The organism is Sinomonas notoginsengisoli, from assembly GCF_021554725.1.
In the GTDB taxonomy this organism is placed as follows: domain Bacteria; phylum Actinomycetota; class Actinomycetes; order Actinomycetales; family Micrococcaceae; genus Sinomonas; species Sinomonas notoginsengisoli.
The window spans coordinates 318,348-341,522 of the sequence record NZ_JAIZDP010000001.1; the positions used below are offsets into that span (position 1 = coordinate 318,348).

Annotated in this window: 23 protein-coding genes; 9 read left to right on the top strand and 14 right to left on the bottom strand. The window is 66.9% G+C overall.

What is annotated here, in order from left to right; genetic code table 11:
- Positions 1-101: 101 nt before the first annotated feature.
- From LF262_RS01420 to LF262_RS01430, 3 genes are all read right to left on the bottom strand, one after another.
- The gene (locus LF262_RS01420) at positions 102-1,262 is read right to left on the bottom strand and encodes an RNA polymerase sigma factor (RefSeq protein WP_235778510.1); all 1,161 of its coding nucleotides are present in this window, start codon (positions 1,260-1,262) and stop codon (positions 102-104) included.
- A gap of 60 nt (positions 1,263-1,322) precedes the next feature.
- Positions 1,323-1,616, bottom strand: coding sequence for a YciI family protein (locus LF262_RS01425; RefSeq protein ID WP_235778511.1), 294 nt, complete (start codon positions 1,614-1,616; stop codon positions 1,323-1,325).
- 166 nt (positions 1,617-1,782) lie between these two features.
- On the bottom strand, positions 1,783-1,971 hold the full coding sequence (locus LF262_RS01430; protein ID WP_235778512.1) for a VOC family protein: 189 nt from the start codon (positions 1,969-1,971) through the stop codon (positions 1,783-1,785).
- A 31-nt stretch (positions 1,972-2,002) separates the two neighbouring features.
- Here LF262_RS01430 and LF262_RS01435 point away from each other — a divergent pair, with 31 nt between their 5' ends.
- Positions 2,003-2,401: a DUF3054 domain-containing protein gene (locus LF262_RS01435; RefSeq protein WP_235778513.1), complete on the top strand. Its 399-nt coding sequence runs from the start codon at positions 2,003-2,005 to the stop codon at positions 2,399-2,401.
- 38 nt (positions 2,402-2,439) lie between these two features.
- Complete coding sequence (locus LF262_RS01440) at positions 2,440-2,718, top strand: Lrp/AsnC family transcriptional regulator (protein WP_235778514.1); 279 nt, start codon at positions 2,440-2,442, stop codon at positions 2,716-2,718.
- A 75-nt stretch (positions 2,719-2,793) separates the two neighbouring features.
- Here the strand turns inward: LF262_RS01440 and trpD are convergent, their stop codons facing one another.
- Positions 2,794-3,864: an anthranilate phosphoribosyltransferase gene (gene trpD, locus LF262_RS01445; protein ID WP_235778515.1), complete on the bottom strand. Its 1,071-nt coding sequence runs from the start codon at positions 3,862-3,864 to the stop codon at positions 2,794-2,796.
- A gap of 170 nt (positions 3,865-4,034) precedes the next feature.
- Between trpD and ctaE the strand changes: the two genes are divergently transcribed.
- From ctaE to qcrB, 4 genes are all read left to right on the top strand, one after another.
- On the top strand, positions 4,035-4,673 hold the full coding sequence (gene ctaE / locus LF262_RS01450; RefSeq protein ID WP_235778516.1) for an aa3-type cytochrome oxidase subunit III: 639 nt from the start codon (positions 4,035-4,037) through the stop codon (positions 4,671-4,673).
- A 69-nt stretch (positions 4,674-4,742) separates the two neighbouring features.
- On the top strand, positions 4,743-5,528 hold the full coding sequence (gene qcrC, locus LF262_RS01455; RefSeq protein ID WP_235778517.1) for a cytochrome bc1 complex diheme cytochrome c subunit: 786 nt from the start codon (positions 4,743-4,745) through the stop codon (positions 5,526-5,528).
- A 95-nt stretch (positions 5,529-5,623) separates the two neighbouring features.
- Positions 5,624-6,670: a cytochrome bc1 complex Rieske iron-sulfur subunit gene (gene qcrA, locus LF262_RS01460; RefSeq protein ID WP_235778518.1), complete on the top strand. Its 1,047-nt coding sequence runs from the start codon at positions 5,624-5,626 to the stop codon at positions 6,668-6,670.
- Positions 6,667-8,349 (top strand): cytochrome bc1 complex cytochrome b subunit, encoded by a 1,683-nt coding sequence (gene qcrB / locus LF262_RS01465; RefSeq protein ID WP_235778519.1) that lies wholly within the window; start codon positions 6,667-6,669, stop codon positions 8,347-8,349. The genes qcrA and qcrB overlap by 4 nt, the downstream gene beginning before the upstream one ends.
- A 130-nt stretch (positions 8,350-8,479) precedes the next feature.
- Here the strand turns inward: qcrB and LF262_RS01470 are convergent, their stop codons facing one another.
- From LF262_RS01470 to LF262_RS01495, 6 genes are all read right to left on the bottom strand, one after another.
- The gene (locus LF262_RS01470) at positions 8,480-9,229 is read right to left on the bottom strand and encodes a GntR family transcriptional regulator (RefSeq protein ID WP_235779246.1); all 750 of its coding nucleotides are present in this window, start codon (positions 9,227-9,229) and stop codon (positions 8,480-8,482) included.
- Positions 9,230-9,462: 233 nt separating this feature from the next.
- Entirely contained in the window at positions 9,463-9,864 is a 402-nt protein-coding gene (locus tag LF262_RS01475; RefSeq protein WP_235778520.1) for a cytochrome c oxidase subunit 4, read from the bottom strand.
- The gene (gene ctaD / locus LF262_RS01480; RefSeq protein ID WP_235778521.1) at positions 9,861-11,585 is read right to left on the bottom strand and encodes an aa3-type cytochrome oxidase subunit I; all 1,725 of its coding nucleotides are present in this window, start codon (positions 11,583-11,585) and stop codon (positions 9,861-9,863) included. The genes LF262_RS01475 and ctaD overlap by 4 nt, the downstream gene beginning before the upstream one ends.
- 6 nt (positions 11,586-11,591) lie before the next feature.
- Positions 11,592-12,449 (bottom strand): aa3-type cytochrome oxidase subunit II, encoded by an 858-nt coding sequence (gene ctaC / locus LF262_RS01485; protein ID WP_235778522.1) that lies wholly within the window; start codon positions 12,447-12,449, stop codon positions 11,592-11,594.
- Positions 12,450-12,662: 213 nt separating this feature from the next.
- Positions 12,663-13,028, bottom strand: a complete 366-nt coding sequence (gene erpA / locus LF262_RS01490) for an iron-sulfur cluster insertion protein ErpA (protein ID WP_235778523.1) — start codon at positions 13,026-13,028, stop codon at positions 12,663-12,665.
- Positions 13,029-13,105: 77 nt separating this feature from the next.
- Positions 13,106-14,512 (bottom strand): dipeptidase, encoded by a 1,407-nt coding sequence (locus LF262_RS01495; protein ID WP_235778524.1) that lies wholly within the window; start codon positions 14,510-14,512, stop codon positions 13,106-13,108.
- Between the two features lie 105 nt (positions 14,513-14,617).
- Between LF262_RS01495 and LF262_RS01500 the strand changes: the two genes are divergently transcribed.
- Complete coding sequence (locus LF262_RS01500) at positions 14,618-15,202, top strand: DUF3043 domain-containing protein (RefSeq protein ID WP_235778525.1); 585 nt, start codon at positions 14,618-14,620, stop codon at positions 15,200-15,202.
- Between the two features lie 88 nt (positions 15,203-15,290).
- Here the strand turns inward: LF262_RS01500 and LF262_RS01505 are convergent, their stop codons facing one another.
- On the bottom strand, positions 15,291-16,376 hold the full coding sequence (locus tag LF262_RS01505) for a quinone-dependent dihydroorotate dehydrogenase (protein WP_235778526.1): 1,086 nt from the start codon (positions 16,374-16,376) through the stop codon (positions 15,291-15,293).
- A gap of 65 nt (positions 16,377-16,441) precedes the next feature.
- Between LF262_RS01505 and LF262_RS01510 the strand changes: the two genes are divergently transcribed.
- Positions 16,442-17,425: an alpha/beta fold hydrolase gene (locus LF262_RS01510; RefSeq protein WP_235778527.1), complete on the top strand. Its 984-nt coding sequence runs from the start codon at positions 16,442-16,444 to the stop codon at positions 17,423-17,425.
- Here the strand turns inward: LF262_RS01510 and LF262_RS01515 are convergent.
- The 3 genes from LF262_RS01515 to leuA form a co-directional block, all read right to left on the bottom strand.
- Positions 17,422-18,246: an isoprenyl transferase gene (locus LF262_RS01515; protein ID WP_235778528.1), complete on the bottom strand. Its 825-nt coding sequence runs from the start codon at positions 18,244-18,246 to the stop codon at positions 17,422-17,424. The genes LF262_RS01510 and LF262_RS01515 overlap by 4 nt on opposite strands.
- A 100-nt stretch (positions 18,247-18,346) precedes the next feature.
- Positions 18,347-19,111 carry a DNA repair protein RecO gene (recO, locus tag LF262_RS01520; protein WP_235778529.1) on the bottom strand — a complete coding sequence of 255 codons (765 nt, stop codon included), beginning with the start codon at positions 19,109-19,111 and terminating at the stop codon, positions 18,347-18,349.
- A 107-nt stretch (positions 19,112-19,218) separates the two neighbouring features.
- Positions 19,219-20,970: a 2-isopropylmalate synthase gene (gene leuA, locus LF262_RS01525; protein WP_235778530.1), complete on the bottom strand. Its 1,752-nt coding sequence runs from the start codon at positions 20,968-20,970 to the stop codon at positions 19,219-19,221.
- 218 nt (positions 20,971-21,188) lie between these two features.
- On the opposite strand from leuA, the gene LF262_RS01530 reads away from it, so the two are divergent.
- Positions 21,189-23,159 (top strand): M13 family metallopeptidase, encoded by a 1,971-nt coding sequence (locus LF262_RS01530; RefSeq protein WP_235778531.1) that lies wholly within the window; start codon positions 21,189-21,191, stop codon positions 23,157-23,159.
- Positions 23,160-23,175: the final 16 nt, after the last annotated feature.

Genomic DNA, 23,175 nt, shown 5'->3' on the forward strand with positions numbered 1-23,175 from the left:
GGGTGCGAGGCCGCCCTCCGCCCCGAAACGGTCGTCGCATAAGACAGCCACGGCAGCGAGCGTTCGGCCGATCGTTTCGTCACGGGCTCGAAAAGCCCGAGTCAGCCCTCGCGAAGCTCCCTGAGGCTCTCGAGGAGGTATGCCCGCTCCCCCGCGCCGGGCGCGAGGTGAGCCGCCTCTGCGAGCTCGCGCGCGGCGTCGTCCGCCATCCCGAGCCGCCGAAGCAGGGCCGCACGAACGGCGTGGAATACGTGGTAGCCGGGGAGATCCAGAGCGTCGACGATCTCGAGGGCCGCTGCGGGCCCCTCTGCCTCCGCCACGGCAACCGCCCGGTTGAGTCGGACGATGGGGCTTGGTGCGGCCTCGAGAAGCGCGTCGTAGAGCCGCACAATGCGGCGCCAGTCGGTCGCGACCGACGACGGCGACGTCGCGTGCACCGCCTGGATCGCAGCCTGCAGCTGGTACGGCCCCAGACGCCCACGCGCGAGGCACTCCCGGACAAGGCCGGTGCCCTCGGCAATCAGTGCCACGTCCCACCGTGATCGGTCCTGTTGGGCGAGCGGTACGAGGACTCCCCCGGGGCCGGCCCGCACCTCGCTCCGCGACTCGGACAGCAGCAGGAGCGCGAGCAGGCCTCGGGCCTCCGGCTCATCCGGCATGAGGCGTACGACGACGCGCGCGAGCCGCACTGCCTCGGCGCACAGTCCCGCGCGTTCCGGCGGCTCGCCCAGCCCCGCGGAGTAGCCCTCGTTGTAGATGAGGTAGATCACAGCGAGCACCCCGGCAAGCCGTTCCGGCAGCTCCTGCGCGGGTGGGACGCGATACGGGATGTGTGCGTCGCGGATCTTCGCCTTCGCCCGCGAGATCCGCTGCCCCATCGTTGACTCGGCGACGAGGAACGCGGAGGAGATCTGCGCCGTCGTGAGCCCCCCGATGATCCGCAGTGCGAGCGCGACGCGCGCCGGCATGGCAAGCGCGGGATGGCAGCACGTGAAAAGGAGTTTGAGCCGGTCGTCGCCGAAGGCGTCCGGCTCCGGGGCGTCGCCCCTCTCGACGAGGGCTGCGGCGGCTTCCTTCCCCCTCCGGCCCGCCTCCCGCCGGAAGCGGTCGACGGCGCGCCGCCTCGCCGTGACGATGATCCATGCGCCCGGCTGCTCGGGCACGCCGTGGGACGCCCAGCGCTGCGTCGCCTCGGCGAAGGCCTCCTGGACGGCGTCCTCTGCGAGGCCGAGGTCCCCGGTGGTACGCAGGATGACGGACACGGCCCGGCCGTACTCCTGACGGAAGACGGCCGCGACGGTGTCCTCGGCGCTGTTCAGGGCTCAGCTGCCCGGTGTCGGCGCAGGAATGCCCGCAAACGGCCGCACCTCGATCGGCAGGCCCGTGATCTCTGCGAAACGCCGGCCCCATGCGAGGGCCGCGTCGAGGTCGGGCGCTTCGACGATGTCGAAGCCGCCCATGTGCTCCTTCCCCTCAAGGTAGGGCCCGTCGGTCACGAGGACCTCTCCCCCGCTGGCGGGCAGCACCGTGGCGGCGGACGCGTCCGCGAGCCCGTTCCCGTAGACATAGGCTCCGGCCGCCTTGAGGTCCTCGGTGAGCTCTGCGAGCTTCGCCATGATCGGTGTGAGGACCTCGGGGGCGGCACGGAGCCGTCGGGCTGGTACATGCTGATCAGGTACTGTGTCATGGCTCTCGCCTCCTGTAGGGTGGGGGCCCCTGCGGCCCCTCGCCTACTGGACGAACGGGCCGGACGGATTTCGACAGGCCGGGGCCGGGCCGGTCTCACCCCGCGTCGGCCGCGGCCTCGAGGTCCGCAATGATGATCTTGCGCATTGTCAGCATCGCCTCCATCACCCGCCGAGAACGTCCGGAATCCTGATCCTCGAAAAGTTCGGTGAGACGGCGTGACCTCCGGTCCGCCGTCTCTTCCGCTTCGGTGTCGAACCAGAGGCACGTGGTCATGTGCGGCATGGGAGCGACGCTAGCACCGTAGGGTTGAGTCATGCAGTCCTCGCCAGTCTCCCCCGCGCGCACCGCTGCCCTCGCCGCGGTGGTGGACCTCGCCGTCGTACTCGCCTTCGCGGCGACAGGCCGCGCAACGCACAACCTTGACAGCCCGGTGCTCGGCGTGCTGGCCACGGCGTGGCCGTTCGTCGTCGGCCTCGCCGCGACGTGGGCGGTGCTGCGGCTCTGGCGCCGCCCGCTCAGTGTGTGGCCCGGAGGCGTCCTCGTATGGCTCGGCGCCTATGTCATCGGCATGCTGCTGCGGTGGGCCACCGGCGGCGGAATGGCGACGCCGTTCCTCGTCGTGGCACTGGGCACGCTCGGCGTGTTCCTGATCGGCTGGCGAGCCGTTGCCCTCGGCGTGCGGGCTGGCCGCCGCGCCGCCGCGGCCCGTTAGGCTGGTCCCAGGGATAGCCCCTTGTCGAACGGAGGACCATGATCACGGCATTCGTCTTCATCCAGACGGACTCGAAGAAGATTCCTGAGGTGGCCGAGCAGATCTCCGCCATCCCGGGGATCAGCGAGGTGTATTCGGTCACCGGAGAATGGGACCTCATCGCGATCGCGCGTGTACGCCAGCATGAAGACCTCGCAGACGTGGTCGCAGACCGCCTCTCGAAGGTGGACGGCGTGCTCGAGACCACGACGCACATCGCCTTCCGAGCCTACTCGCGCCACGACCTCGAGGCGGCCTTCTCCCTCGGGCTCACCTGATCGGCATCAACAGGAGAGGCCGGACCGCGCGCGGCGGCTCGGCCTCTTTTCTGTAAGTGCGGCCGGTTCTGCGCGTCACGCTCGGCTGAAGGCCACCCAGGCCTGAAGGGCTCGGGCCGCCGCGCCGGAGTCGATCGACTCCTCCACGCGGGTCTTGGCTGCCGCAAGTCGGTCCAGGAGTGGCCCCTTGGACTCGAGGTCGTAGGCGACGAGGCCGGCAGCTGCGTTGAGGACCACGGCGTCGCGGACGGGGCCAGGTTCACCCGCGAGGGTGCGCCGCACCACCTCGGCATTGTGCGCCGCGTCCCCGCCGCGGAGATCGTCGAGCGTCGCGCGTGGCAGACCTAGTTCTGTGGGATCGAGCACACACTCGGAGACGCCGGCATCGCGGACTTCCCAGACGCGTGAGGTTGTCGTGACAGTGAGCTCGTCCAGGCCGTCATCCCCGCGGAACACGAGACCTCGGCTGCCGCGCTCGGCCAGCACGCCGGCAATGAGCGGGGCCATCCGGGGGTCAGCAGCGCCGACGGCCGACGCCTGGACGTGGGCGGGGTTCGTGAGCGGTCCCAGGATATTGAACGCGGTCGGTATCGCGAGTTCCTTGCGTGGCACGGCCGTGAACCGGAACGAAGGGTGGAACACCTGCGCGAAGCAGAAGGTGATGCCGCACGCCTCCGCTGATTCTGCGACCCGGTCCACGCTCATGTCGAGGCGCACGCCGAGTGCCTCGAGGACGTCGGCAGAGCCCGAGGAGGACGACGCCGCACGGTTGCCGTGCTTGACGACCTTGGCGCCCGCACCGGCCATGACAAGAGCGGCGGTGCTCGAGATATTGACCGTGTTCTGCTGGTCCCCGCCGGTCCCGACGATGTCGAGCTTTTCGCCGCTGATCGTGATGGGAGTCGCCCGGGCGACCATGCCCTTGACGAGGCCCGCGAGCTCGTCCACGGTCTCGCCCTTCGCCTTGAGGCCCACGAGGAAGCCGGCGATCTGGGAATCAGTGGCGTCACCGGCCATGATCGTGTCCATTGCCCACGCTGTCTCGGCCTGACTGAGATCGCGGCCCTCCACAAGGGTTCCGATGAGCGATCGCCAGGTGGGCGTGGTCACGATGGCAGATCCACTGCCTGTTGCCTCGGTAGTCACCCATAGATGCTATCCACCCCGGTGGACTATGACTCAACCCAGCATCCGCCACACACGCTCCCGCCCCCGGGCCGGCGCGGATCCGCATGATTTCGAGGGTTTGTAGAAAAAGTTCCTTGAAGGAGCGGTTCGCGTTGGGCGAACTCGGGGTTTGTAGACATAATGTCCTTGTGACGACAGCGACTCATGCCCCGACAACCCCGGCACATCCCACGCTGAATCGCCCCAACATGGTCTCGGTCGGGACCGTGGTGTGGCTGTCCAGTGAGCTGATGTTCTTTGCCGGTCTCTTCGCCATGTACTTCTCCCTGCGGGCCGCCTCGAGCGACCTGTGGGCGGAGGAGACGGGCAAGCTCAACTTCCCCTTCGCGCTTGTGAACACGATCGTCCTGGTGGCGAGTTCCTTCACGTGCCAGATGGGCGTCTTCGCCGCCGAGCGGCTCCAGCCACGCCGTGCGGGAGGCCTGTCCGCCTTCGTGCGCTGGGGCATGGTCGAGTGGTTCATCCTGACGTTCCTCATGGGCACGTTCTTCGTGGCCGGCCAGTCCACCGAGTACGCGATGCTCGTCTCGGAGCACGTCACCCTCGACGCCAATGCCTACGGTTCGGCCTTCTACATCACCACAGGCTTCCATGGCCTCCACGTGATGGGTGGCCTGGTCGCGTTCCTCTTCATCATCGGACGCGCCTTCGTGGCCAAGCGCTTCGGCCACTACGAAGCCACGGCGGCCATCGTCACCTCGTACTACTGGCACTTCGTCGACGTCGTGTGGATCGGGCTCTTCCTGGTCATCTACGTCCTGAAGTAACAGTCAGCACAGCAGAAGATTTCGGACCGCGCCCCACGGCGGCGGCAGGAAACGGATAGGAACGAATTCGTGAAGGCACTCTCGCAGAAGCGGCGTCACCCGCTGGCAGTCATCGCACTGTTGGTCATGGGGCTGCTGCTGACCGGCGGAATGTACGCAATGTTCAGCACTGCCAACCAGGCCAAAGCAGACACCAGCTTCTCGGCAACGGACGTGAGCGAGGGTCAGAAGCTCTTCGTCGCCAACTGCGCAACGTGCCACGGCATGGGGGCGTCCGGCACTGCGGCGGGCCCCTCCCTCATCGGCGTCGGTGCCGCTGCAGTCGACTTCCAGGTCGGCACCGGCCGCATGCCCATGCAGATGAACGGCCCGCAGGCGTACAAGAAGCCCGTCCAGTTCAGCGAAGAACAGACCAAGCAGCTCGCCGCGTACGTCGCATCCCTCGGCCCGGGTCCGGCACTGCCGGACGAGGCAATGCTTGACGGCAAGGGCGATGCCACCCATGGAGGTGAGCTCTTCCGCGTCAACTGCGCCATGTGCCACAACGCCGCCGCAGCCGGTGGCGCCCTGACCCGAGGCAAGTTCGCGCCGTCGCTCGCTGGCGTCACGGAAAAGCACGTCTACGAGGCGATGGCCACGGGGCCGCAGAACATGCCGGTGTTCTCCGATGCCAACATCTCGCCCGAGGGCAAGCGGGACATCATCACGTTCCTCAAGACCATCGAGACCCAGGGCTCCCCTGGCGGCGCCGATCTCGGATCGCTCGGTCCGGTCTCCGAAGGCCTGTTCGTCTGGGTCGCCGGCCTCGGCGTCATCATCGCGTTCACGATCTGGCTGACGTCTCGCACGTCCTGACATATCAGCGCAACGCACTATGGGCCGCCAACCTGGCGGCGTAGATTTGAACATCGTCCCCGGACCGCCGGGGGCCAGGAAGGATGAGGGGAAATATGGGCAACCATAGTGACGGTTCTCCCCAGGGTGGGGGCGCCGTAGCTACGGCTGGTCAGACAGAGAAGTTCGCGGACCCGGGACTCCCGCCGCACCGTCTCCGTCTGGCCGACACCGACCCCAGGGCCGCGAAACGCGCTGAGCGTCAGGTCACGATTCTGTTCATCATCTCGGTGATCGGCACTGTCGTGTTCCTCGTGTCGTACTTCGCCATCGACTTGGGCCACGACTCGACGATCGCGACCATCCGCCTGCAGAACATCCTGCTCGGCATCGGCACCGCCTTCGCCATGCTCGGGATCGGCACCGGGATCGTCCACTGGGCCAAGGCGCTCATGCCGGACCACGAGGTCTCCGAGGCTCGCCATGCGATCAGCTCCGAGGAAGACCGAGTCGCCGCGGTGAAGATCGTCGACGACATCATTGAGGAGACGGGCATCAAGCGCCGTCCGCTCATCCGCAACACGCTGATCGGTGCCATGGCGCTCGCGCCGCTCCCCGCGCTCGCCGTATTCGGCGATCTCGGCCCCAATGCGAACGACAAGCTCCGCCACACGATGTGGGCCCCCAAGGGCGGCAAGAAGGTCCGGCTCACGCGCGATCCCGACGGCACACCAATCAAAGCCGCGGACATCACGATCGGGTCGGCGTTCCACGTCATTCCCGAGGGGCTCAACGACCTCACCGAGGGCAAGCTCAGTGAGAAGGCCAAGGCGGTTGTCCTTCTCATGCGGCTCAACCCCACAGACCTCCACATCTCCTCTGGGCGCGAGAACTGGAGCTACAACGGCATCGTTGCCTACTCCAAGATCTGCACCCACGTCGGCTGCCCCGTGGCCCTCTATGAGCAGCAGACCCACCACCTGCTCTGCCCGTGCCACCAGTCGACCTTCGACCTCACGCATGAGTGTGCCGTGATCTTCGGCCCTGCGAGCCGCCCCTTGCCGCAGCTGCCGATCGAGGTCGACGCCGAGGGCTACCTCGTAGCTTCCTCGGACTTCCACGAACCTGTTGGACCTAGCTACTGGGAGCGTGAGTACTCGTGAGCGGCACTACCTCCTCCACCTACCAGCCGCCGACCAAGGTCGGCCGGATTGCCGAATTCGTCGACCAGCGCACCGGAGCATCCTCGGTGGTGCGCGAGTTCGGCCGCAAGGTCTTCCCTGACCACTGGTCGTTCATGTTCGGCGAGGTCGCACTCTACAGCTTCATCATCCTGCTGCTGTCGGGAACGTTCCTCACGTTCTTCTTCGACCCCTCGATGGCCGAGACCCATTATGACGGCGCCTACGTACCGCTGCGCGGCATGGAGATGTCCGTGGCCTACCAGTCGTCGCTGCACATCTCGTTCGAGGTCCGCGGCGGCCTGTTCATGCGCCAGGTCCACCACTGGGCGGCTCTGCTCTTCGTTGCCGCGATGAGCGTCCACATGCTTCGCGTCTTCTTCACCGGCGCGTTCCGCAAGCCCCGCGAGGTGAACTGGGTCATCGGCGGCGTCTTGCTCATCCTGGGCATGGCCGCGGGCTTCACCGGCTACTCGCTCCCCGATGACCTGCTCTCCGGCAACGGCCTGCGCATCATCGACGGCGTCATCAAGTCGATCCCGATCATCGGCACCTGGACCTCGTTCTTCCTCTTCGGCGGAGAGTTCCCCGGCACTGCGATCATCGGCCGTCTGTACGTACTGCACATCCTCCTGGTGCCAGCCATGATCCTGCTGTTCGTGGCACTGCACCTGATCTTCGTGGTTGTGCACAAGCACACGCAGTACCCCGGCCCCGGTCGGAATGACGGCAATGTCGTGGGCTACCCTCTCGGGCCCGTGTATGCGGCCAAGGCGGGCGGTTTCTTCTTCATCGTCTTCGGTGTGATCGCTGCCATGGCCGCCTTCTTCACGATCAACCCGATCTGGAACTACGGCCCGTACGATCCGTCGCCCGTCTCCGCGGGCACCCAGCCGGACTGGTACATCGGCTGGGTCGACGGCGCGCTCCGCCTGATGCCCGGTGTCCTCGGCGCCGTGGATGGCTACCGCCAGCACCTGGAGTTCGTGATCTTCGGCCAGACGCTCACCTTCAACGTGCTGCTGCCCGCCCTGGTTCCTGCCGGCATCGTCTTCACCGTGCTGTTCACGTACCCCTGGATCGAGCGCTGGATCACCAAGGACGTGCGGGAGCATCATGTGCTCGACCGCCCCCGCAACGCCCCGACCCGCACGGCGATCGGCATGGCGGGCTTCACGTTCTACTGCGTGATGTGGGCAGCGGCGAGCTCCGACCTCATCGCGACCCACTTCCACGTTTCGCTGAACGACGTGACGTACTGGCTTCGTGCCCTGTTCTTCGTGGGCCCGATCCTCGCGTTCGTTGTCACGAAGCGGATCGCCCTGGCACTCCAGCGGAAGGACCGGGAGATCGCCCTCCACGGCCGAGAGACAGGCCGTATCGTGAGGCTCCCCCACGGCGAGTTCATCGAAGTGCACGCCCCACTTGACGAGTACAAGCGATACCGTCTGGTCGGGTTCGAGTCTCCCGAGATCCTGCCTGCACAGCCGAACGCCAAGGGCGTGGTGAACCGGAAGGAACGCCGTCGTGCCAAACTGTCCAAGTGGTTCTTCGAGGACCGTGTGGCACCAGCTACGCCGGCCGAGCTCGAGGCGGCTCACGGGCATGGCCATCACGAGGCTGTCGAAGCCCATGAAGAGGTCAGGAGCATCGGCCGCTGACCCAGTGCCACCGACCAACTGAAGGCGCAGCTGACAGGGAGGGCCCCGCACCGGAAACGGTGCGGGGCCCTCCCTGTTTCCCCCTTGCTCGGAAGGTTTCGGTCCGCTCTTTCCTAGGCAGCCGAGAGGCTCAGACGCGTCCCGGAGGCCCTTGGAAGCGATTGGACGAGTAACTGCGCGGCGAACGCATTCCAGGCCGCTGGAGGGGTACCCAGAGCTTGTAACGGTCAGCGCGGTAGTAGGACACCGAGTAGTCGACTACCGACTTCGACACGTAAGCGTGCCGCTGGATCTTGAGCAGGGGCGAGCCCATATCAACGTTGAGCAGGCGCGCCGTCGACGGCGAGGCGGCAGTCGCCTCGATCGTGTCCTCCCCCCACTCCATCACGAGGCCGTACTTCTCACTGAGCACTTGATAGAGCGACCCGGGGGGCGGACCGTCGACGAAGCCGGGGACACGGCTGGCCACAATGTAGTTCTCGTCGACGCTCATGGGCTCCCTATCTGCCAACAGGAGCCTCCGGAAGCGAACAACAGGGGTGCCCTCGTCGATCTGAAGCTCCCGCGCGAGGTATGCAGATGCGCCGATCTGCTCGAAGCTCAGGACTCTGGCGTCTGGAACCATGCCACGCCGCTGCATTTCCTCGGAGTATGAGGTCAGCTTCATCTGCAGATCCAGCTTGGGCCTGCTCACGAACGTCCCGAGGCCGACGATGCGGTCCAGCACGCCTTCGGCGACTAGTGCGTCAATGGCCTGCCGCACCGTCATCCGGGCGACACCGAAGCGCAGCGAGAGATCGCGCTCGGAGGGCAGCGGCGCGCCAGGAATGAGCTTCGTGGTGATGTGCGAGCGGAGGATCTCGCGAAGCTGGATGTACATGGCGATCTTCGACGCGCGGTCAAGCTCGCCGTCAATGCCCTGGGCGTTGTGCACAGTCCTCCTCGAGTCGCCCGCGTGGGCTGCGCGGATGCCGATCCTGCAGCTGGTTCCGCATCAATCGTGACACATGGGCGGCTCACTCTGCCCCCGTCGCAGTGGCGGCACCAGAGCGTACAGAGGCCTGTGGCCGGCACCGAAGAGGGATGCCGGCCACAGGCCATGGATCGTCAGGGTCAGTGCGCGTGGTCCCCGCGGCTGTACTCGAAGACCCAACCCACGAGCGCCACGAGCCCGATGCCCGCGCCGATGAAAAGGATCCACCAGCCGACCGCCACGCCGAGGAAGCTGATCGCGGCTGCGGCACCGAGAACAATCGGCCACCAGCTCCACGGGCTGAAGTGCCCCTGCTCACCGGCACCCTCATGGACCTCGGCATCCTCACGGTCCTCCGGGCGCATGCCCACGCGTCGTCCCGTCACGATGAGGTACGAGCTGATCATGATGCCCAGGCCGAAGCACAGGAGCAGGGCAAGAACCCCAACCCACTCAGTGAAGTGGGTCATGAACCCGTACACGATCGCTACCGGGAGGAAGAACAGCCCCACGATGGCGAAGATCATGCTTTCGATTCTCACTTGGCGGTGTCCTTACGGTCGGCGGCGGTGACGGCAGCGGCAGCACTCGCATGCTGGACGGCACCGACGGCCGAGAGCTCCGGGTGGTGTAGGTCGAGAGCCGGGCGCTCCGAACGGATGCGCGGCAGGGAAGTGAAGTTGTGCCGCGGAGGCGGGCACGAGGTGGCCCACTCGAGCGAGGCGCCGAAGCCCCACGGATCGTCTACGAGGACCTTCTTGCCGTGCCGCGCCGTGATGTACACATTCCACAGGAACGGGATCATCGACGCGCCGAGGACCAACGAGGCAATAGTGGAGAACTGGTTCATCCACGTGAAGTTGTCCTGCGGCAGGTAGTCGGCATAGCGGCGCGGCATGCCCATGACGCCCAACCAGTGCTGGATGAGGAACGTGCCGTGGAAGCCGATGAGCAGGAGCCAGAAGTGGATCTTGCCGAGGCGCTCGTTGAGCATCTTGCCCGTCCACTTCGGCCACCAGAAGTAGAAGCCGGCGAACATGGCGAACACGACCGTGCCGAAGACGACGTAGTGGAAGTGCGCCACCACGAAATAGGTGTCCGAGACGTGGAAGTCCAGCGGCGGGGACGCCAGGATGATCCCGGTCAGGCCGCCGAAGAGGAACGTGATGAGGAATCCGATGCTCCACAGCATGGGAGTCTCGAAGGTGAGCGAGCCGCGCCACATCGTGCCGATCCAGTTGAAGAACTTCACACCAGTCGGGACGGCGATGAGCATCGTCATGAAGGAGAAGAACGGCAGGAGCACCGCACCGGTGACGTACATGTGGTGCGCCCACACGCTCACGGACAGGGCTGCGATGGCGATGGTCGCGAACACCAGGCCCTTGTAGCCGAAGATCGGCTTGCGGCTGAAGACCGGGAAGATCTCGGAGACGATGCCGAAGAACGGCAGCGCAATGATGTACACCTCAGGGTGGCCGAAGAACCAGAAGAGGTGCTGCCACAGCACGGCGCCACCATTCTCCGGGTCGAAGATGTGCGCACCGAAGCGACGGTCCGCGCCGAGGCCGAACAAGGCTGCCGCGAGCGGCGGGAACGCCATGAGGACCAGGATGCCCGTGATGAGCGTGTTCCAGGTGAAGATCGGCATGCGCCACATGGTCATGCCCGGGGCACGCATGCAGACGATCGTGGTGATGAAGTTGACCGCACCGAGGATCGTGCCGAAGCCCGAGAGCGCGAGCCCGAAGACCCATAGGTCACCGCCGACGCCCGGTGTGAAGGTCGTGTTCGAGAGCGGCGCGTAGGCGAACCAGCCGAACGAGGCGGCGCCCTGGGGGGTGATGAAGCCGGCGGTGGCAATGGTCGAGCCGAAGAGGAAGAACCAGAAGGCCAGAGCGTTCAGGCGAGGGAATGCGACGTCGGGCGCGCCGATCTGAAGCGGCATGATCACGTTCGCGAAGCCTGCGAAGAGCGGCGTGGCGAACATGAGGAGCATGATCGTGCCGTGCATCGTGAAGAGCTGGTTGTACTGCTCCTTGGTCTGCAGGATCTGCATGCCGGGTTCGAACAGCTCGGCGCGGATCAGCAGTGCCATCACTCCGCCGACGCAGAAGAAGATGAAGGATGTGATCAGGTACATGTACCCGATCGTCTTGTGGTCCGTTGAGGTGATCCAGTTGACGACGATGCGTCCCTTGGACTTCGGCACCACCGGCGCGCTCAGGGCGCTGGCTGAAGGCGACTGTGTGGAGGTAGCCATGGTCCCCTACTTCTGATTCTGGTTCGGGTTGCGGTCGTACTTCGCATCCAGCAGGCCCTTGTCGAGGCCGGCCATATGCGTCTGGAATTCTGCCTCAGAGACGACCTTCACGCGGAACAGCATCTCGGAGTGGTACTCGCCGCAGAGCTCGGCGCACTTACCGTCGTAGGTGCCTTCCTTCTGCGGGGTGAAGTACATGTAGTTCGGCTTGTTCGGGATCACGTCGCGCTTCTGCATGAAGGCGGGTACCCAGAACGAATGGATCACGTCGCGTGCCGTGAGCTCGACCGTGACTGACTTGTTCACCGGGAGATAGAGCGTTGGAAGCGTGTTGAGGTCGATGTCCTGGCCCGTGAGGTGCACCTGAGTGCCGGCTTCGTGGACGTCATCCTTGACGATCCCACCCTGCTTGTAGTTGAAGTCCCAGGACCACTGCTTGCCGACCACGTTGACGGTGACGTCCGGGTTCGTGTTCGGATTGTCGATGGCGCGCTGGTCGCGGTCCGTGAAGTAGAAGAACGTGAAGACCAGGAACAGTGGGATCGCCGTGTAGAAGATCTCGATCGGCAGGTTGTAGCTGATCTGGCGCGGGAAGCCCGTCGTTCCCTTGCGGCGCCGGTAGGCAACGATGCACCACAGCATCAGGCCCCAGGTGATGATGCCGACGATCACGACCGCGATCCATGAGTTCACCCAGAGATCCATGATGATCGGGGTGTTGCTCGTGGTGTTCTTGTCACCGGGTAGCCAGCCTCGCTGGACCTCGGGTGAACATCCAGACAGAGCGAGCGCACCGGCCACGGCCACTGCCGAGACCGTGGTGATGCGCGTGCGCTGGCTGCTGGTTCGGTTCTGCGACCTCACAGACGGCCCTTCCTCTTGGTGCTTCTCTCCGGTGGCAGCACGGCAGGTGAGCCGCTTGCGCGCGGAACCGGGCGACATAGTTTTACTACTCGGTGTAGAGCTTACAGCTAACCCCGGCCAATATCCCACATGTCCCGGATGCGCGCCGGCCGCGCCGCGCACAGGACATCAGGCAGTCCTGCACGGGGCGCGGCCGGGGCCGAGCCGGACGGCTCAGTGGAAGGAATCACCGCACGCGCAGGACCCTTGGGCGTTGGGGTTGTCGATCGTGAAGCCCTGCTTCGAAATGGTGTCCTCGAAGTCGATCGTGGCGCCCGCGAGGTACGGCACGCTCATCTTGTCGACGACAACCTCGACACCGTCGAAGTCGCGCACGGCATCGCCGTCGAGGAGGCGCTCGTCGAAGTACAGCTGGTAGATGAGGCCGGAGCAGCCCCCAGGCTGGACGGAGACGCGCAGCCGCAGGTCCGTGCGGCCCTCCTGCTCCAGGAGGCTGCGGACCTTGCCCGCGGCCACCTCTGTCAGCTGGACCTCGTGCGAGGCGAGTGCCTCGGCAGGCTCGTTGATTGCAGTGCTCATTCCATACCTTCTCTCGTGCTCGGGCGGGACGCCCACCCGGCCTAGTGTGGCCTTCTATCCATGCTACGACTCCCCCGTCAGGGCATGGCAACCTGAAGGCCCGCCAAAAGGAGCGCTTCTGCCACGATGCACTTCTCGAAGTCACCGAGGTGGAGGGACTCGTTCGCCCCGTGCGCGCGCGAATCAGGGTCCTCGACGCCCGTGATGAGGACCTCGGCCTCGGGGAAGACCTCCTTGAGGTCGGCGATGAACGGGATGGACCCGCCCGTCCCCGTGTGCACGGGCGCAGTGCCCCACGACTCCCCCAGCGCCCACAGGACGGTCCGGGCCGCGGCCGAATCCATGTCCGCGCGATAGGCACTGCCCTTCTCTGTGGGCTTATACGTCAGCCGCGCGCCGAACGGCACGTTGGCCTCGAGGTGGCGCCCGAGCGCGTCGAGGGCCGCGTCTGGGTCCTGTCCAGGGGCGAGCCGAAGGCTGAACTTGGCCCGGGCGCGTGCCTGGATCGTGTTGGAAGCCACATCGACCGCGGGCACATCGATCCCGGTGATCGACAGGGCGGGCTTGAGCCACAGCCGCGAGGCGAGGCTGCCGGTCCCCGCGAGCCGCACGCCGTCGAGAACGGACGCGTCCCGGCGGAACTGGCCCTCGGGGTAGTCGACTTTGGCGTCTTCGTGCGATAGGAGCCCCTCTACGGCGACGCTGCCGTCGTCGTCGTGCAGCGTCGCGATAAGCCGGGCGAGGAGTGTCGGTGCATCGAGAACCGGTCCACCGAATACTCCCGAGTGCACCGAGTGTTCCAGCACGGCCACCTCGAACGTGCCGGCAGCGAGTCCGCGGAGGCTCGTGGTCAGCGCCGGCTGCCCGAGTGTCCAATTGCTCGAGTCGGCGACGACGATGACGTCCGCAGCGAGCCGCTCGCGGTGTGCTTCGAGGAATGCTCGGAAGGACGGGGAGCCGAACTCCTCCTCGCCCTCGATGAACAGGGTCACGCCGAGGCCGAACTGCTCCCCGAGCACCTCGGACACCGCACGGAATGCCGCGAGGTGCACGAAGAGCCCCGCCTTGTCATCAGCGCTTCCCCGACCGTAGAGCCGCCCGTCTCGCTGGATCGCCGCGAACGGTTCGGTCTCCCACAGCGACGCCTCCCCGGGCGGCTGGACGTCGTGGTGTGCATAGAGGAGGACGGTGCGCTGCCCCTCCGCGGCGGGACGGCGCGCGACAACGGCAGGACCGCCCGCCGAACCGTCGGGGCGGGGCGCCCTCAGGATCTCCGCGTCCTCGATTCCCGCTGCGCGGACGAGCTGGAGGACGGCCTCGGCGCTGCGTTCGAGCTCCCCGGCGGGGAACGCCGGCCAAGCGATTCCTGGGATCGCGACGAGTTCGGCGAGCTCGGCGACGGTCTGCGGAAAACCCTTGGCAACAGCGGCGCGCATCGCCGCGATCTCGGGATCAGCCACGGGCTGCGCGCCTTGTGAAGACATGCCTTCACAGTACAGGGGTGCAGTTCTCGCATCAACGCCCTGTCAACCTGTGTGATAGAAGGCGCCAAGGATCCCGGGGCGTCCCGCGACCGGTATCCTTGAGGAGTGTTTGGACGTAAGAACGAGCCCGCCGCAGAGAGCCCCGGGCAGCCCGCGGAGCCCGAGGCCCCCACCACAGGCAAAGGCGCCCCCACGCCGAGGCGCAGGGATCAGGAGGCAGTCCGGAGGCGACCCCTCGTGCCCGCCGACCGCAAGGCCTCGAAGGCAGCTGAACGGCAGGCGTCTGTCGAGGAGCGCCAACGGGTCCGCCGCGCGATGGAGACCGGGGATGAACGGCATATGCCCCTTCGGGACCGCGGCCCGCAGAAACGTTACGCCCGCGACTTCGTGGATGCACGCTTCAACCTCGGCGAGTACCTCATGTTCGCGGCCCTGGCGTTCGTGGTCATCTCGTTCATTGTGCCCCAGGCATCGGACGTCCAGGTATTCATCCTCGGGGCCTTCTGGGTGGTCTTCATCCTCGTCTTCGCCGACACCTTCTGGCTATCACGCCAGCTCAAGAAGCGGCTTGTCGCCAAGTTCGGGGAGGTAGAGCGGGGCACCGTGTGGTACGGAAGCATGCGTGCCCTGCAGTTCCGACCGCTCCGGATGCCGAAGGCACTGGTCAAGCGCGGCCGGTCCCCCTCCTGATCGGATCCCGCTCAGCACCTCGCTGGCTCACGACGGCGCGACACCCATCCCGGGTGCCGCGCCGTCGTCGTGCGCAGGCCGTTCTGCATTAGTGGGCTTCCACAGGGGCTGTGGACTGCGCCGCGAGCGCGCGGTTGATGGTTGCGGCCCAGAAGGGCCCCTCATAGAGGAATGCGGTGTATCCCTGCACGAGGGTCGCCCCAGCAGCGAGCCGTTCGCGGGCGTCGTCCGCCGTCTCCACGCCGCCGACGGCGACGAGGGCGATGCGGTCCCCGACGGCAGCCTTGAGTCGGACGAGCACTTCAAGCGAGCGTGACTTAAGGGGGGCGCCCGACAGTCCGCCGGCGCCGAGCGCCTCGACCTTCTCCCTTGGGCTGACGAGCCCCTCGCGCCCGATGGTCGTGTTGGTGGCAATGATCCCCTCGAGGCCCATCTCGAGTGCGAGGCGCGCAACGTCGTCGACATCCTCGTCCGAGAGGTCGGGAGCGATCTTCACGAGGAGAGGCACTCGCCGCCCTGCCGCGGCCGTTGATTCCTCGCGGACAGCGGCCAGGAGTGGGCGGAGGCTCTCGACGCTCTGGAGCAGGCGGAGCCCCGGAGTGTTCGGCGAGCTGACGTTCACCACGAGGTAGTCCGCGACCGGCGCGAGCTCCCGGGCGCTCACCCTGTAGTCCCCGACGGCATTCTCGAGCTCGACCGCCTTGGTCTTGCCGATGTTGACGCCGATGACGGGCCGCCCCGAACCATAGCGGGCCTCGAGCGCAGCGCGCGCTGCGGCGATGCGCGGCGCGACAGCATGTGCGCCGTCGTTGTTGAAGCCCATCCTGTTCAGGACCGCTCGGTCCTCGATCAGGCGGAAGAGCCGCGGCCTGGGGTTCCCCGGCTGGGCCTGCCCAGTGATGGTGCCGACCTCGACGTGCCCGAAGCCGAGCTCCCCGAGGGCCTCGATGCCGCGGCCCTCCTTGTCGAATCCGGCTGCCAGCCCAAAGGGCGAGGGGAAGGTGAGCCCGAACGCCTCGGTCTTCAGTGCCGGCGCGGGCGCCGTGAACCGTGCCAGGATCCGCCCGAGCCCGCAGGCGTGCACCGCCCGGATTCCGGCGAAGCCCATGCGATGGGCCTGTTCGGCATCCATCCATGAGAAGGCAGCACGGAAGAAGAGAGGATAGAAGCGCATGGCACTAGTCTCCCACTGTCGTCGAAACCTACTCTCGAACTGGATACCGCTCAAAGGGAGGATTCATGCAGCTGGCCTGGGCCCCGGACTTCTTGGGGCGAGGGGTGGAGTACGCGTCACTGGGACGCGGGCTGCACGGTGAGCTCGGAACCCTCATCCGGTTTGGCCCCGACGGCACCGCGCACGATGCGGAACCGGACGCCACCCACGGCCAGCCTTCGGGGGCCCTGCTCTACGTTCACGGCTGGAGCGACTACTTCTTCAACCTGGAGCTCGCGCACTTTGCCGTGGCCCGCGGCTTCACCTTCTATGCCCTGGACCTTCCGGAGCACGGCCGCAGTCTCGCTGCCGGGGAGATGCCCGGCTTCGTCGGATCGGCGGACCATTACCTCGAGAGCGTCGGCGCCGCGGTCGATACCGTTCGCCGCGAAGCGGGCCACGCCCCCATCCTCATGGGGCACTCAACCGGCGGCTTGGCCGCTGCCCTGTACGCGCAGCGCTCGGCGTCTGACCTGAGGGCGGTCGTACTGAGCAGCCCGTGGCTCGTGCCGCACGGGGGGCCTACCGCGGGGCGCCTACTCGAGGCGGCGCTCCGTCCGGCCTCGCTGCGCTGGCCGAGGGGACGGCTTCCGCTGCCCTCGCGCGGGTACTTCTGGCGCGCGGTGGCGAAGGAGGCAGGGGGGGAATGGGAGCTGCGGGAGGACCTCCGCCCGCGCAACGCGTTCCCGGTGCGGGTGGGATGGCTGCACGGTGTGCTCGAGGGGCAGCGGATGCTCCGCGCCGGCCCTCGTCTTGAGCTGCCTGTCCTGCTCCTCGCCTCCACGACCTCGGACCTGGGGCTCGTGTGGCGCGAGCACATGCGCGAGCGGGACGCGGTCCTGTCGATTGCTCCTATGCGCCGGGCCGCGGCAGACCTCTGCGTGAACCTGGACGAGGCGCTCGTGGAGAGGGGCCTCCACGATGTCCTCCTCTCCCCCACCCCAGTGCGGAACGAGGCCTACGGCAGGCTGGGACGATGGCTCGACGAACTCGGCGCCGACAGGTCCTAACCGGCGCTTGCCCTGTCCACTGCGCCTCCGTAACGGCGGTCGCGGCGCGCGTAGAGCTCGACAGCCTCCCACAGCGTGCGCCGGTCCACGTCGGGCCAGAGCGTGTCGAGGAACACCATCTCCGCATACGCGGACTGCCAGAGCAGAAAGTTGCTCAGACGCTGTTCCCCGGAGCTGCGCAGGAACAGGTCCACGTCCGGGAGGTCTGGCTCGTCCAAGTAGCGCTGGATCGTCTTCTCAGTCACGCTCCTTGCGCTGAGCCTGCCCGCTTCGACATCTCTGGCGATTGCCGCGACCGCATCCGCGATCTCCGCACGGCCGCCGTAGTTGACGCACATCGTCAGGTGGCACACCCTGTTGTCGCGGGTGTACTCCTCGGCCTCCTCGAGCTCCTTGATGACCGAGCTCCACAGCTTGGGTCGCCGTCCGGCCCAACGGATCCGGACGCCCCAAGAATCGAGGGTGTTGCGCTGGCGTCGGAGGACGTCCTTGTTGAACCCCATGAGGAAGCGGACCTCCTCAGGCGAGCGCTTCCAGTTCTCTGTCGAGAACGCATACACGGACACGTACTCGATCCCGAGCTCGATCGCACCGGCCATGACGTCCAGGAGCGCAGGCTCCCCGGCCTTGTGGCCCTCGATCCTCGGCAGGCCGCGTTGGTTGGCCCACCGGCCGTTCCCGTCCATGACGATCGCGACGTGGCGCGGAACGAACTCGCGTGGAATGGCCGGGGCCAGTGCACCGGAGGGATGTGGGAACGGTGCGACGGGCGCGGGGCGGTCGGGTGTCCGGCGGGGTCGGCGCGAGGGTGTGGGAGTCACGGGGGTGGTCACCGTCCGGGTTGGTCTGGCGTGGTCGGAAAAGGGGGTCGGGTGGTCGGTCGTCATTCCGCGCGTCGCACGACGCCGCGGGGCCGCCTTGTCAGGTGGCGGCCGGCTCCCGCTCGACGAGCTTCAGTGAGCCTACCGCGCGTTCGAGGTGCCACTGGACGTAGGCCGCGACGAGACCTGCGGCCTCGCGGCGATGGGCCGCTTCGGAACTATCCGCCGCAAGCCAGTCCCCGGAGAGGAGCGCCGCGAGCAGGCGGACGGTTTCCGGTGCGGGCGCTGGGGAGCCCGGCGGGCGGCATGCGCTGCACACAATGCCGCCCAGGGCCGCATTGAAGGCCGAGTGCGGGCCGGGCTGGCCGCAGCGGGCACAGTCCGTGAAGCTCGGTGCCCAGCCCGCGGTCGCGAGGGCGCGCAGCAGGTAGGAGTCGAGAATGAGGCCCGGTGCGTGGGCTCCGCGGCTCAGCGCCGCGAGGGCGCCGACGAGGAGCATGTACTGGGCCGGGGCGGAATCTGCCTCGGATGCCGTGAGCCGCTCCGCCGTCTCCGCCATCGCAGCGGCGACCGTGTATCGCGGATAGTCCCCGGCGATCGCCGTCCCGTAGCTGGCCCTTGCCGCGGCCTGCCCGACGATCTCGAGCGACCGCCCGTGGACGAGCTGCACATCCGCGACCATGAACGGCTCGAGACTCGCTCCGAACCGGCTGCGGGTGCGCCGGACTCCGCGGGCAACGGCGCGGACCTGACCGTGGGCGCGCGTGAGCATCACCACGATGCGGTCGGCCTCGCCGAGCTTGTGGGTCCGCAGTACGACTCCGTCGTCCCGATAGCTCCGGGAAGCGAACGTCGATTCAGCCATCAGTCACCGTTGCCGCCACGACTGACATTCTCCCACTCGGGGCGCGACGACGGCGGGAGGTGCCCCGTCGCCGTCGCGCGTCCCACGTTCCGCGGGGCCCGCGGCCCTCAGGCGGGTACCTCGGCGTCGCGCAGCGCGCGGTTCACGGCCGAGATGACTGCCTTGAGCGAGGACATCGAGGTGTTGGCGTCGATCCCGACGCCCCACAGGACCCGCTCCCCTACAGCGCACTCGACGTACGCGGCGGCGCGGGCGTTTCCGCCCTCGGACAGGGCATGCTCGCTGTAGTCGAGCACCCGGATGTCGAGTCCCTCCTGGGCGAAGATGTCCAGCAGCGCCGCGATGGGGCCGTTGCCCGTGCCGGTTCGCTCGACGCGCTCGCCGTCGATGCGCAGGGCGGCGTTGAGTGTCATCGTGCCGTCCTCGGCGGACTCGGTCGTGACCGGGCCGAGGGCGTAGCGGCCCCAGGCCTTGCCGCCGTCCACGGCCGATGCGGGGAGGTACTCGTCGCTGAAGATGTCCCACAGCTCCGTGGCGCTGACCTCGCCGCCCGCCGTGTCCGTGTGGCGCTGGATCACGCTCGAGAACTCGATCTGTGCCCGGCGCGGCAGGTCGAGGCTGTACTCGTTCTTGAGCAGGTAGGCGACGCCGCCCTTGCCGGACTGCGAGTTGACGCGGATCACTGCCTCGTACGTGCGGCCGAGGTCCTTCGGGTCAATCGGGAGGTACGGGACCTGCCAGGTGAACTGGTCCACGGGCTTGCCGACCGCTGCCGCATCCCGCTCGAGTGCCTCGAGGCCCTTCTTGATTGCGTCCTGGTGCGAGCCGGAGAATGCGGTGAACACCAGGTCACCGCCATACGGGACGCGCTCGCCCACCGGCAGCTGGTTGCAGTACTCGACCGTGCGGCGGACCTCGTCGATGTCAGAGAAGTCGATCATCGGGTCGATGCCCTGGACGAACATGTTCAGGCCGAGCGTGACGAGGTCCACGTTGCCGGTGCGCTCGCCGTTGCCGAACAGGCAGCCCTCGATACGGTCTGCGCCGGCCATGTAGCCGAGCTCGGCGGCCGCGACCCCGGTGCCGCGGTCGTTGTGCGGATGCAGCGAGAGGATGATGCCCTCGCGCGGGTGCAGGTTCCGGCTCATCCACTCGATCGAGTCGGCGTAGACGTTCGGGGTCGCCATCTCGACGGTGGCGGGCAGGTTGACGATCACCTGGTTGTCCGCGCTCGCCTCGAAGACCTCCGCGACGGCATTGCACACCCGGGCCGCGTACTCCAGCTCCGTCCCGGTGAAGGACTCTGGCGAGTACTCGTACGTGATGTGGGTATCCGGGATCATCTCCTGGTACTTCTTGCACAGGAGGGCGCCCTGGACGGCGATGTCGAGGATGCCGTCCTCGTCCTGGTTGAACACGACCCGGCGCTGGAGGACTGATGTCGAGTTGTAGAGGTGGACGATGGCCTGCTTTGCACCTGCGAGAGCCTCATAGGTGCGCTCGATGAGATGCTCGCGCGCCTGGGTGAGGACCTGAATCGTGACATCATCCGGGATGTGGTTGCCGTCAATGAGCCCGCGGACGAAGTCGAAATCCGTCTGCGACGCCGACGGGAACCCTACCTCGATCTCCTTGTAGCCCATGTCCACCAGCAGCTTGAACATCTTGAGCTTCCGGGTGGGACTCATGGGGTCGATGAGCGCTTGGTTTCCGTCGCGGAGGTCAACGGCACACCAGCGGGGAGCCTTCTCGATCCGCTTGTCAGGCCACGTCCGGTCGGGCAGCTCAACGGTGATCTGCTCGTGGAAGGGGAGGTACCGGTGGACAGGCATGCCCGAGGGCTTCTGAGCGTTGCGCATAGCTTTACTGTAGGCCTTTCTTAGCTGGACGATCCGCGGTGGCCGGGGCACGGGGAGACTCCGCGGCGGGGATCGGCCTGCGCTGGATCAGCGGCTAGAAGGCCCCGCCACGGCAGCTAAGAAGAAGCAGCGCGGTTGGCACACAGCCACGATAGCATCCGCCTGCCTCCCATGGTTCGCCCGGTGCCTAAGATGAAGCCACCTACCCAGGAGGCACCATGACAAGTCCTACCAGCGCCCCACCGTCCGGCGTCGACCGTCAGTACTTCGATGCGAACGTCCGCGCACAGGATGACCTATACCGCCATGTCAACGGGGGATGGCTGAGCTCTACCGAGATCCCCTCAGACCGGGCGCTGGTCGGAACGATGGTCCAACTGCGGGACGAGTCCGAGGCCAACGTCCGCGCGCTCATCGAGGAGCTGGCTGCGGCGGAGCACGCTGAAGGATCAGACGAGGCGAAGATCGGGGCTTTCTACCGCTCGTTCATGGACGCAGACGCGGTCGAGCGGCTGGGGGCCGCGCCGCTGAAGCCTCTCCTTGACGAGATCGAGGCTGCGGACGACGTCGCGTCATTCGTCAGGACGTCGGCCCGCCTCGGGCGTGGGGGCGTCGAAGGGCTGTTCAGCTTCTACGCAGCCCCCGATGCCGGCGACCCGGAGCGTGTGGTCCTCTACACGAGCCAGGGCGGGCTTGGGCTTCCGGATGAGTCGTACTACCGCGACGAGAAATTCGCGAAGGTGATCGTGGAGTACGAGGCGTACCTGCGAGATGTGTTCGCACTGCTCGGCTCGGGCAGCGCGGCGCGGGACGCCGAGACCGTGCTCGAGCTCGAGAAGCGCATTGCGGCGCTCCACTGGGATCGGGTGGCGCTGCGGGACCCGCAGAAAACCTACAACCTGCGCACCGAGGCACAGGCCACCGAGGCGTTCGACCACTTCCCGGCATGGGCGGAGGCAACCGGAGTTGTGCCGGAGGCCCGCGCCGAGCTCGTGGTGGGCAATCCGGAGTTCCTGGAGGGGATCGGGGGGCTTCTGGACGACGTGCCCCTTCAGACGTGGAAGCTGTGGCTGAGGGCGCACTTGGTCGGAGCTGCGGCGCCCTACCTCTCCTCGGTATTCGTCGACCGGCACTTCGCGTTCTACGGGACGATTCTCTCGGGGACACCGCAGAACAAGGAACGCTGGAAGCGCGGCGTCGGTGCAGTCGAGGCGGGCCTCGGCATGGCAGTGGGGCGGCTGTACGTGGCGCGGCACTTCCCCGAGGGGCACAAGGAGGCAATGCAGGCGCTCGTGGCGAACATCGTCGAGGCCTACCGGCGGAGCATCTCCGTGCTGCCGTGGATGAGCGAGGAGACGCGTGCGCGCGCATTCGAGAAACTCGCAGCCTTCCGGCCCAAGATCGGCTATCCGGACGAATGGATCGACTTCTCGGCAGTGGCCGTGGACGCTGGCGATCTCCTCGGCAACGTGAGGCGAGGCAATGCCGCCGAGCTGGACCGGCTCCTCGACGAGATCGGCAAGCCGGTGGACCGGGTCAAATGGCTCATGACGCCGCAGACGGTCAACGCCTACTACCACCCGCTCATGAACGAGATCGTGTTCCCCGCGGCGATCCTCCAGCCGCCCTTCTTCCACCCAGACGTGGACGCGGCTGTGAACTACGGAGGGATCGCCGCGGTGATCGGCCATGAGATCGGACACGGGTTCGATGACCAGGGCTCGCAGTTCGACGGCACCGGCGCGCTGCGCAACTGGTGGACAGATGAGGACCGCGTGGCCTTCGAAACGCTCACGGCGCGCCTCGTCGGCCAGTTCGAGGCGCTCTCCCCCGCGGAAACGCCGGGCCACACCGTCAACGGCCGACTCACCCTCGGTGAGAACATCGGCGACCTCGGTGGCCTCGGAATCGCCTACAAGGCGTACGAGCTGAGTCTGGACAGCCAGGAGGCCCCGGTGATCGATGGCCTGACCGGGGCGCAGCGTTTCTTCGCGTCATGGGCCACGGTGTGGCGTCAGGTCTGCCGTCCCGAGGAGACGCTTCGCCGGCTGTCCATCGACCCGCATTCCCCCAACGAATTCCGCACGAATGCGATCGTGAAGAACCTCGACGCGTTCCATGAGGCCTTCGGGGTCACGCAGGGCGATGGAATGTGGCTCGCCCCGGAGGAGCGCGTGACCATCTGGTAGACATCGCCCACCGGAA

Bases quoted from the DNA above. Each gene is read 5' to 3' on its own strand.
- erpA (WP_235778523.1), bottom strand. From the start codon at position 13,028: ATGAGCACTGCAATCAACGAGCCTGCCGAGGCACTCGCCTCGCACGAG.
- LF262_RS01470 (WP_235779246.1), bottom strand. From the start codon at position 9,229: ATGTACATCCAGCTTCGCGAGATCCTCCGCTCGCACATCACCACGAAG.
- LF262_RS01510 (WP_235778527.1), top strand. From the start codon at position 16,442: ATGCAGCTGGCCTGGGCCCCGGACTTCTTGGGGCGAGGGGTGGAGTAC.
- LF262_RS01495 (WP_235778524.1), bottom strand. From the start codon at position 14,512: ATGTCTTCACAAGGCGCGCAGCCCGTGGCTGATCCCGAGATCGCGGCG.
- LF262_RS01505 (WP_235778526.1), bottom strand. From the start codon at position 16,376: ATGCGCTTCTATCCTCTCTTCTTCCGTGCTGCCTTCTCATGGATGGAT.
- qcrA (WP_235778518.1), top strand. From the start codon at position 5,624: ATGGGCAACCATAGTGACGGTTCTCCCCAGGGTGGGGGCGCCGTAGCT.
- LF262_RS01425 (WP_235778511.1), bottom strand. From the start codon at position 1,616: ATGGCGAAGCTCGCAGAGCTCACCGAGGACCTCAAGGCGGCCGGAGCC.
- LF262_RS01530 (WP_235778531.1), top strand. From the start codon at position 21,189: ATGACAAGTCCTACCAGCGCCCCACCGTCCGGCGTCGACCGTCAGTAC.
- recO (WP_235778529.1), bottom strand. From the start codon at position 19,111: ATGGCTGAATCGACGTTCGCTTCCCGGAGCTATCGGGACGACGGAGTC.
- LF262_RS01440 (WP_235778514.1), top strand. From the start codon at position 2,440: ATGATCACGGCATTCGTCTTCATCCAGACGGACTCGAAGAAGATTCCT.
- ctaD (WP_235778521.1), bottom strand. From the start codon at position 11,585: ATGGCTACCTCCACACAGTCGCCTTCAGCCAGCGCCCTGAGCGCGCCG.
- LF262_RS01430 (WP_235778512.1), bottom strand. From the start codon at position 1,971: ATGCCGCACATGACCACGTGCCTCTGGTTCGACACCGAAGCGGAAGAG.
- LF262_RS01435 (WP_235778513.1), top strand. From the start codon at position 2,003: ATGCAGTCCTCGCCAGTCTCCCCCGCGCGCACCGCTGCCCTCGCCGCG.
- leuA (WP_235778530.1), bottom strand. From the start codon at position 20,970: ATGCGCAACGCTCAGAAGCCCTCGGGCATGCCTGTCCACCGGTACCTC.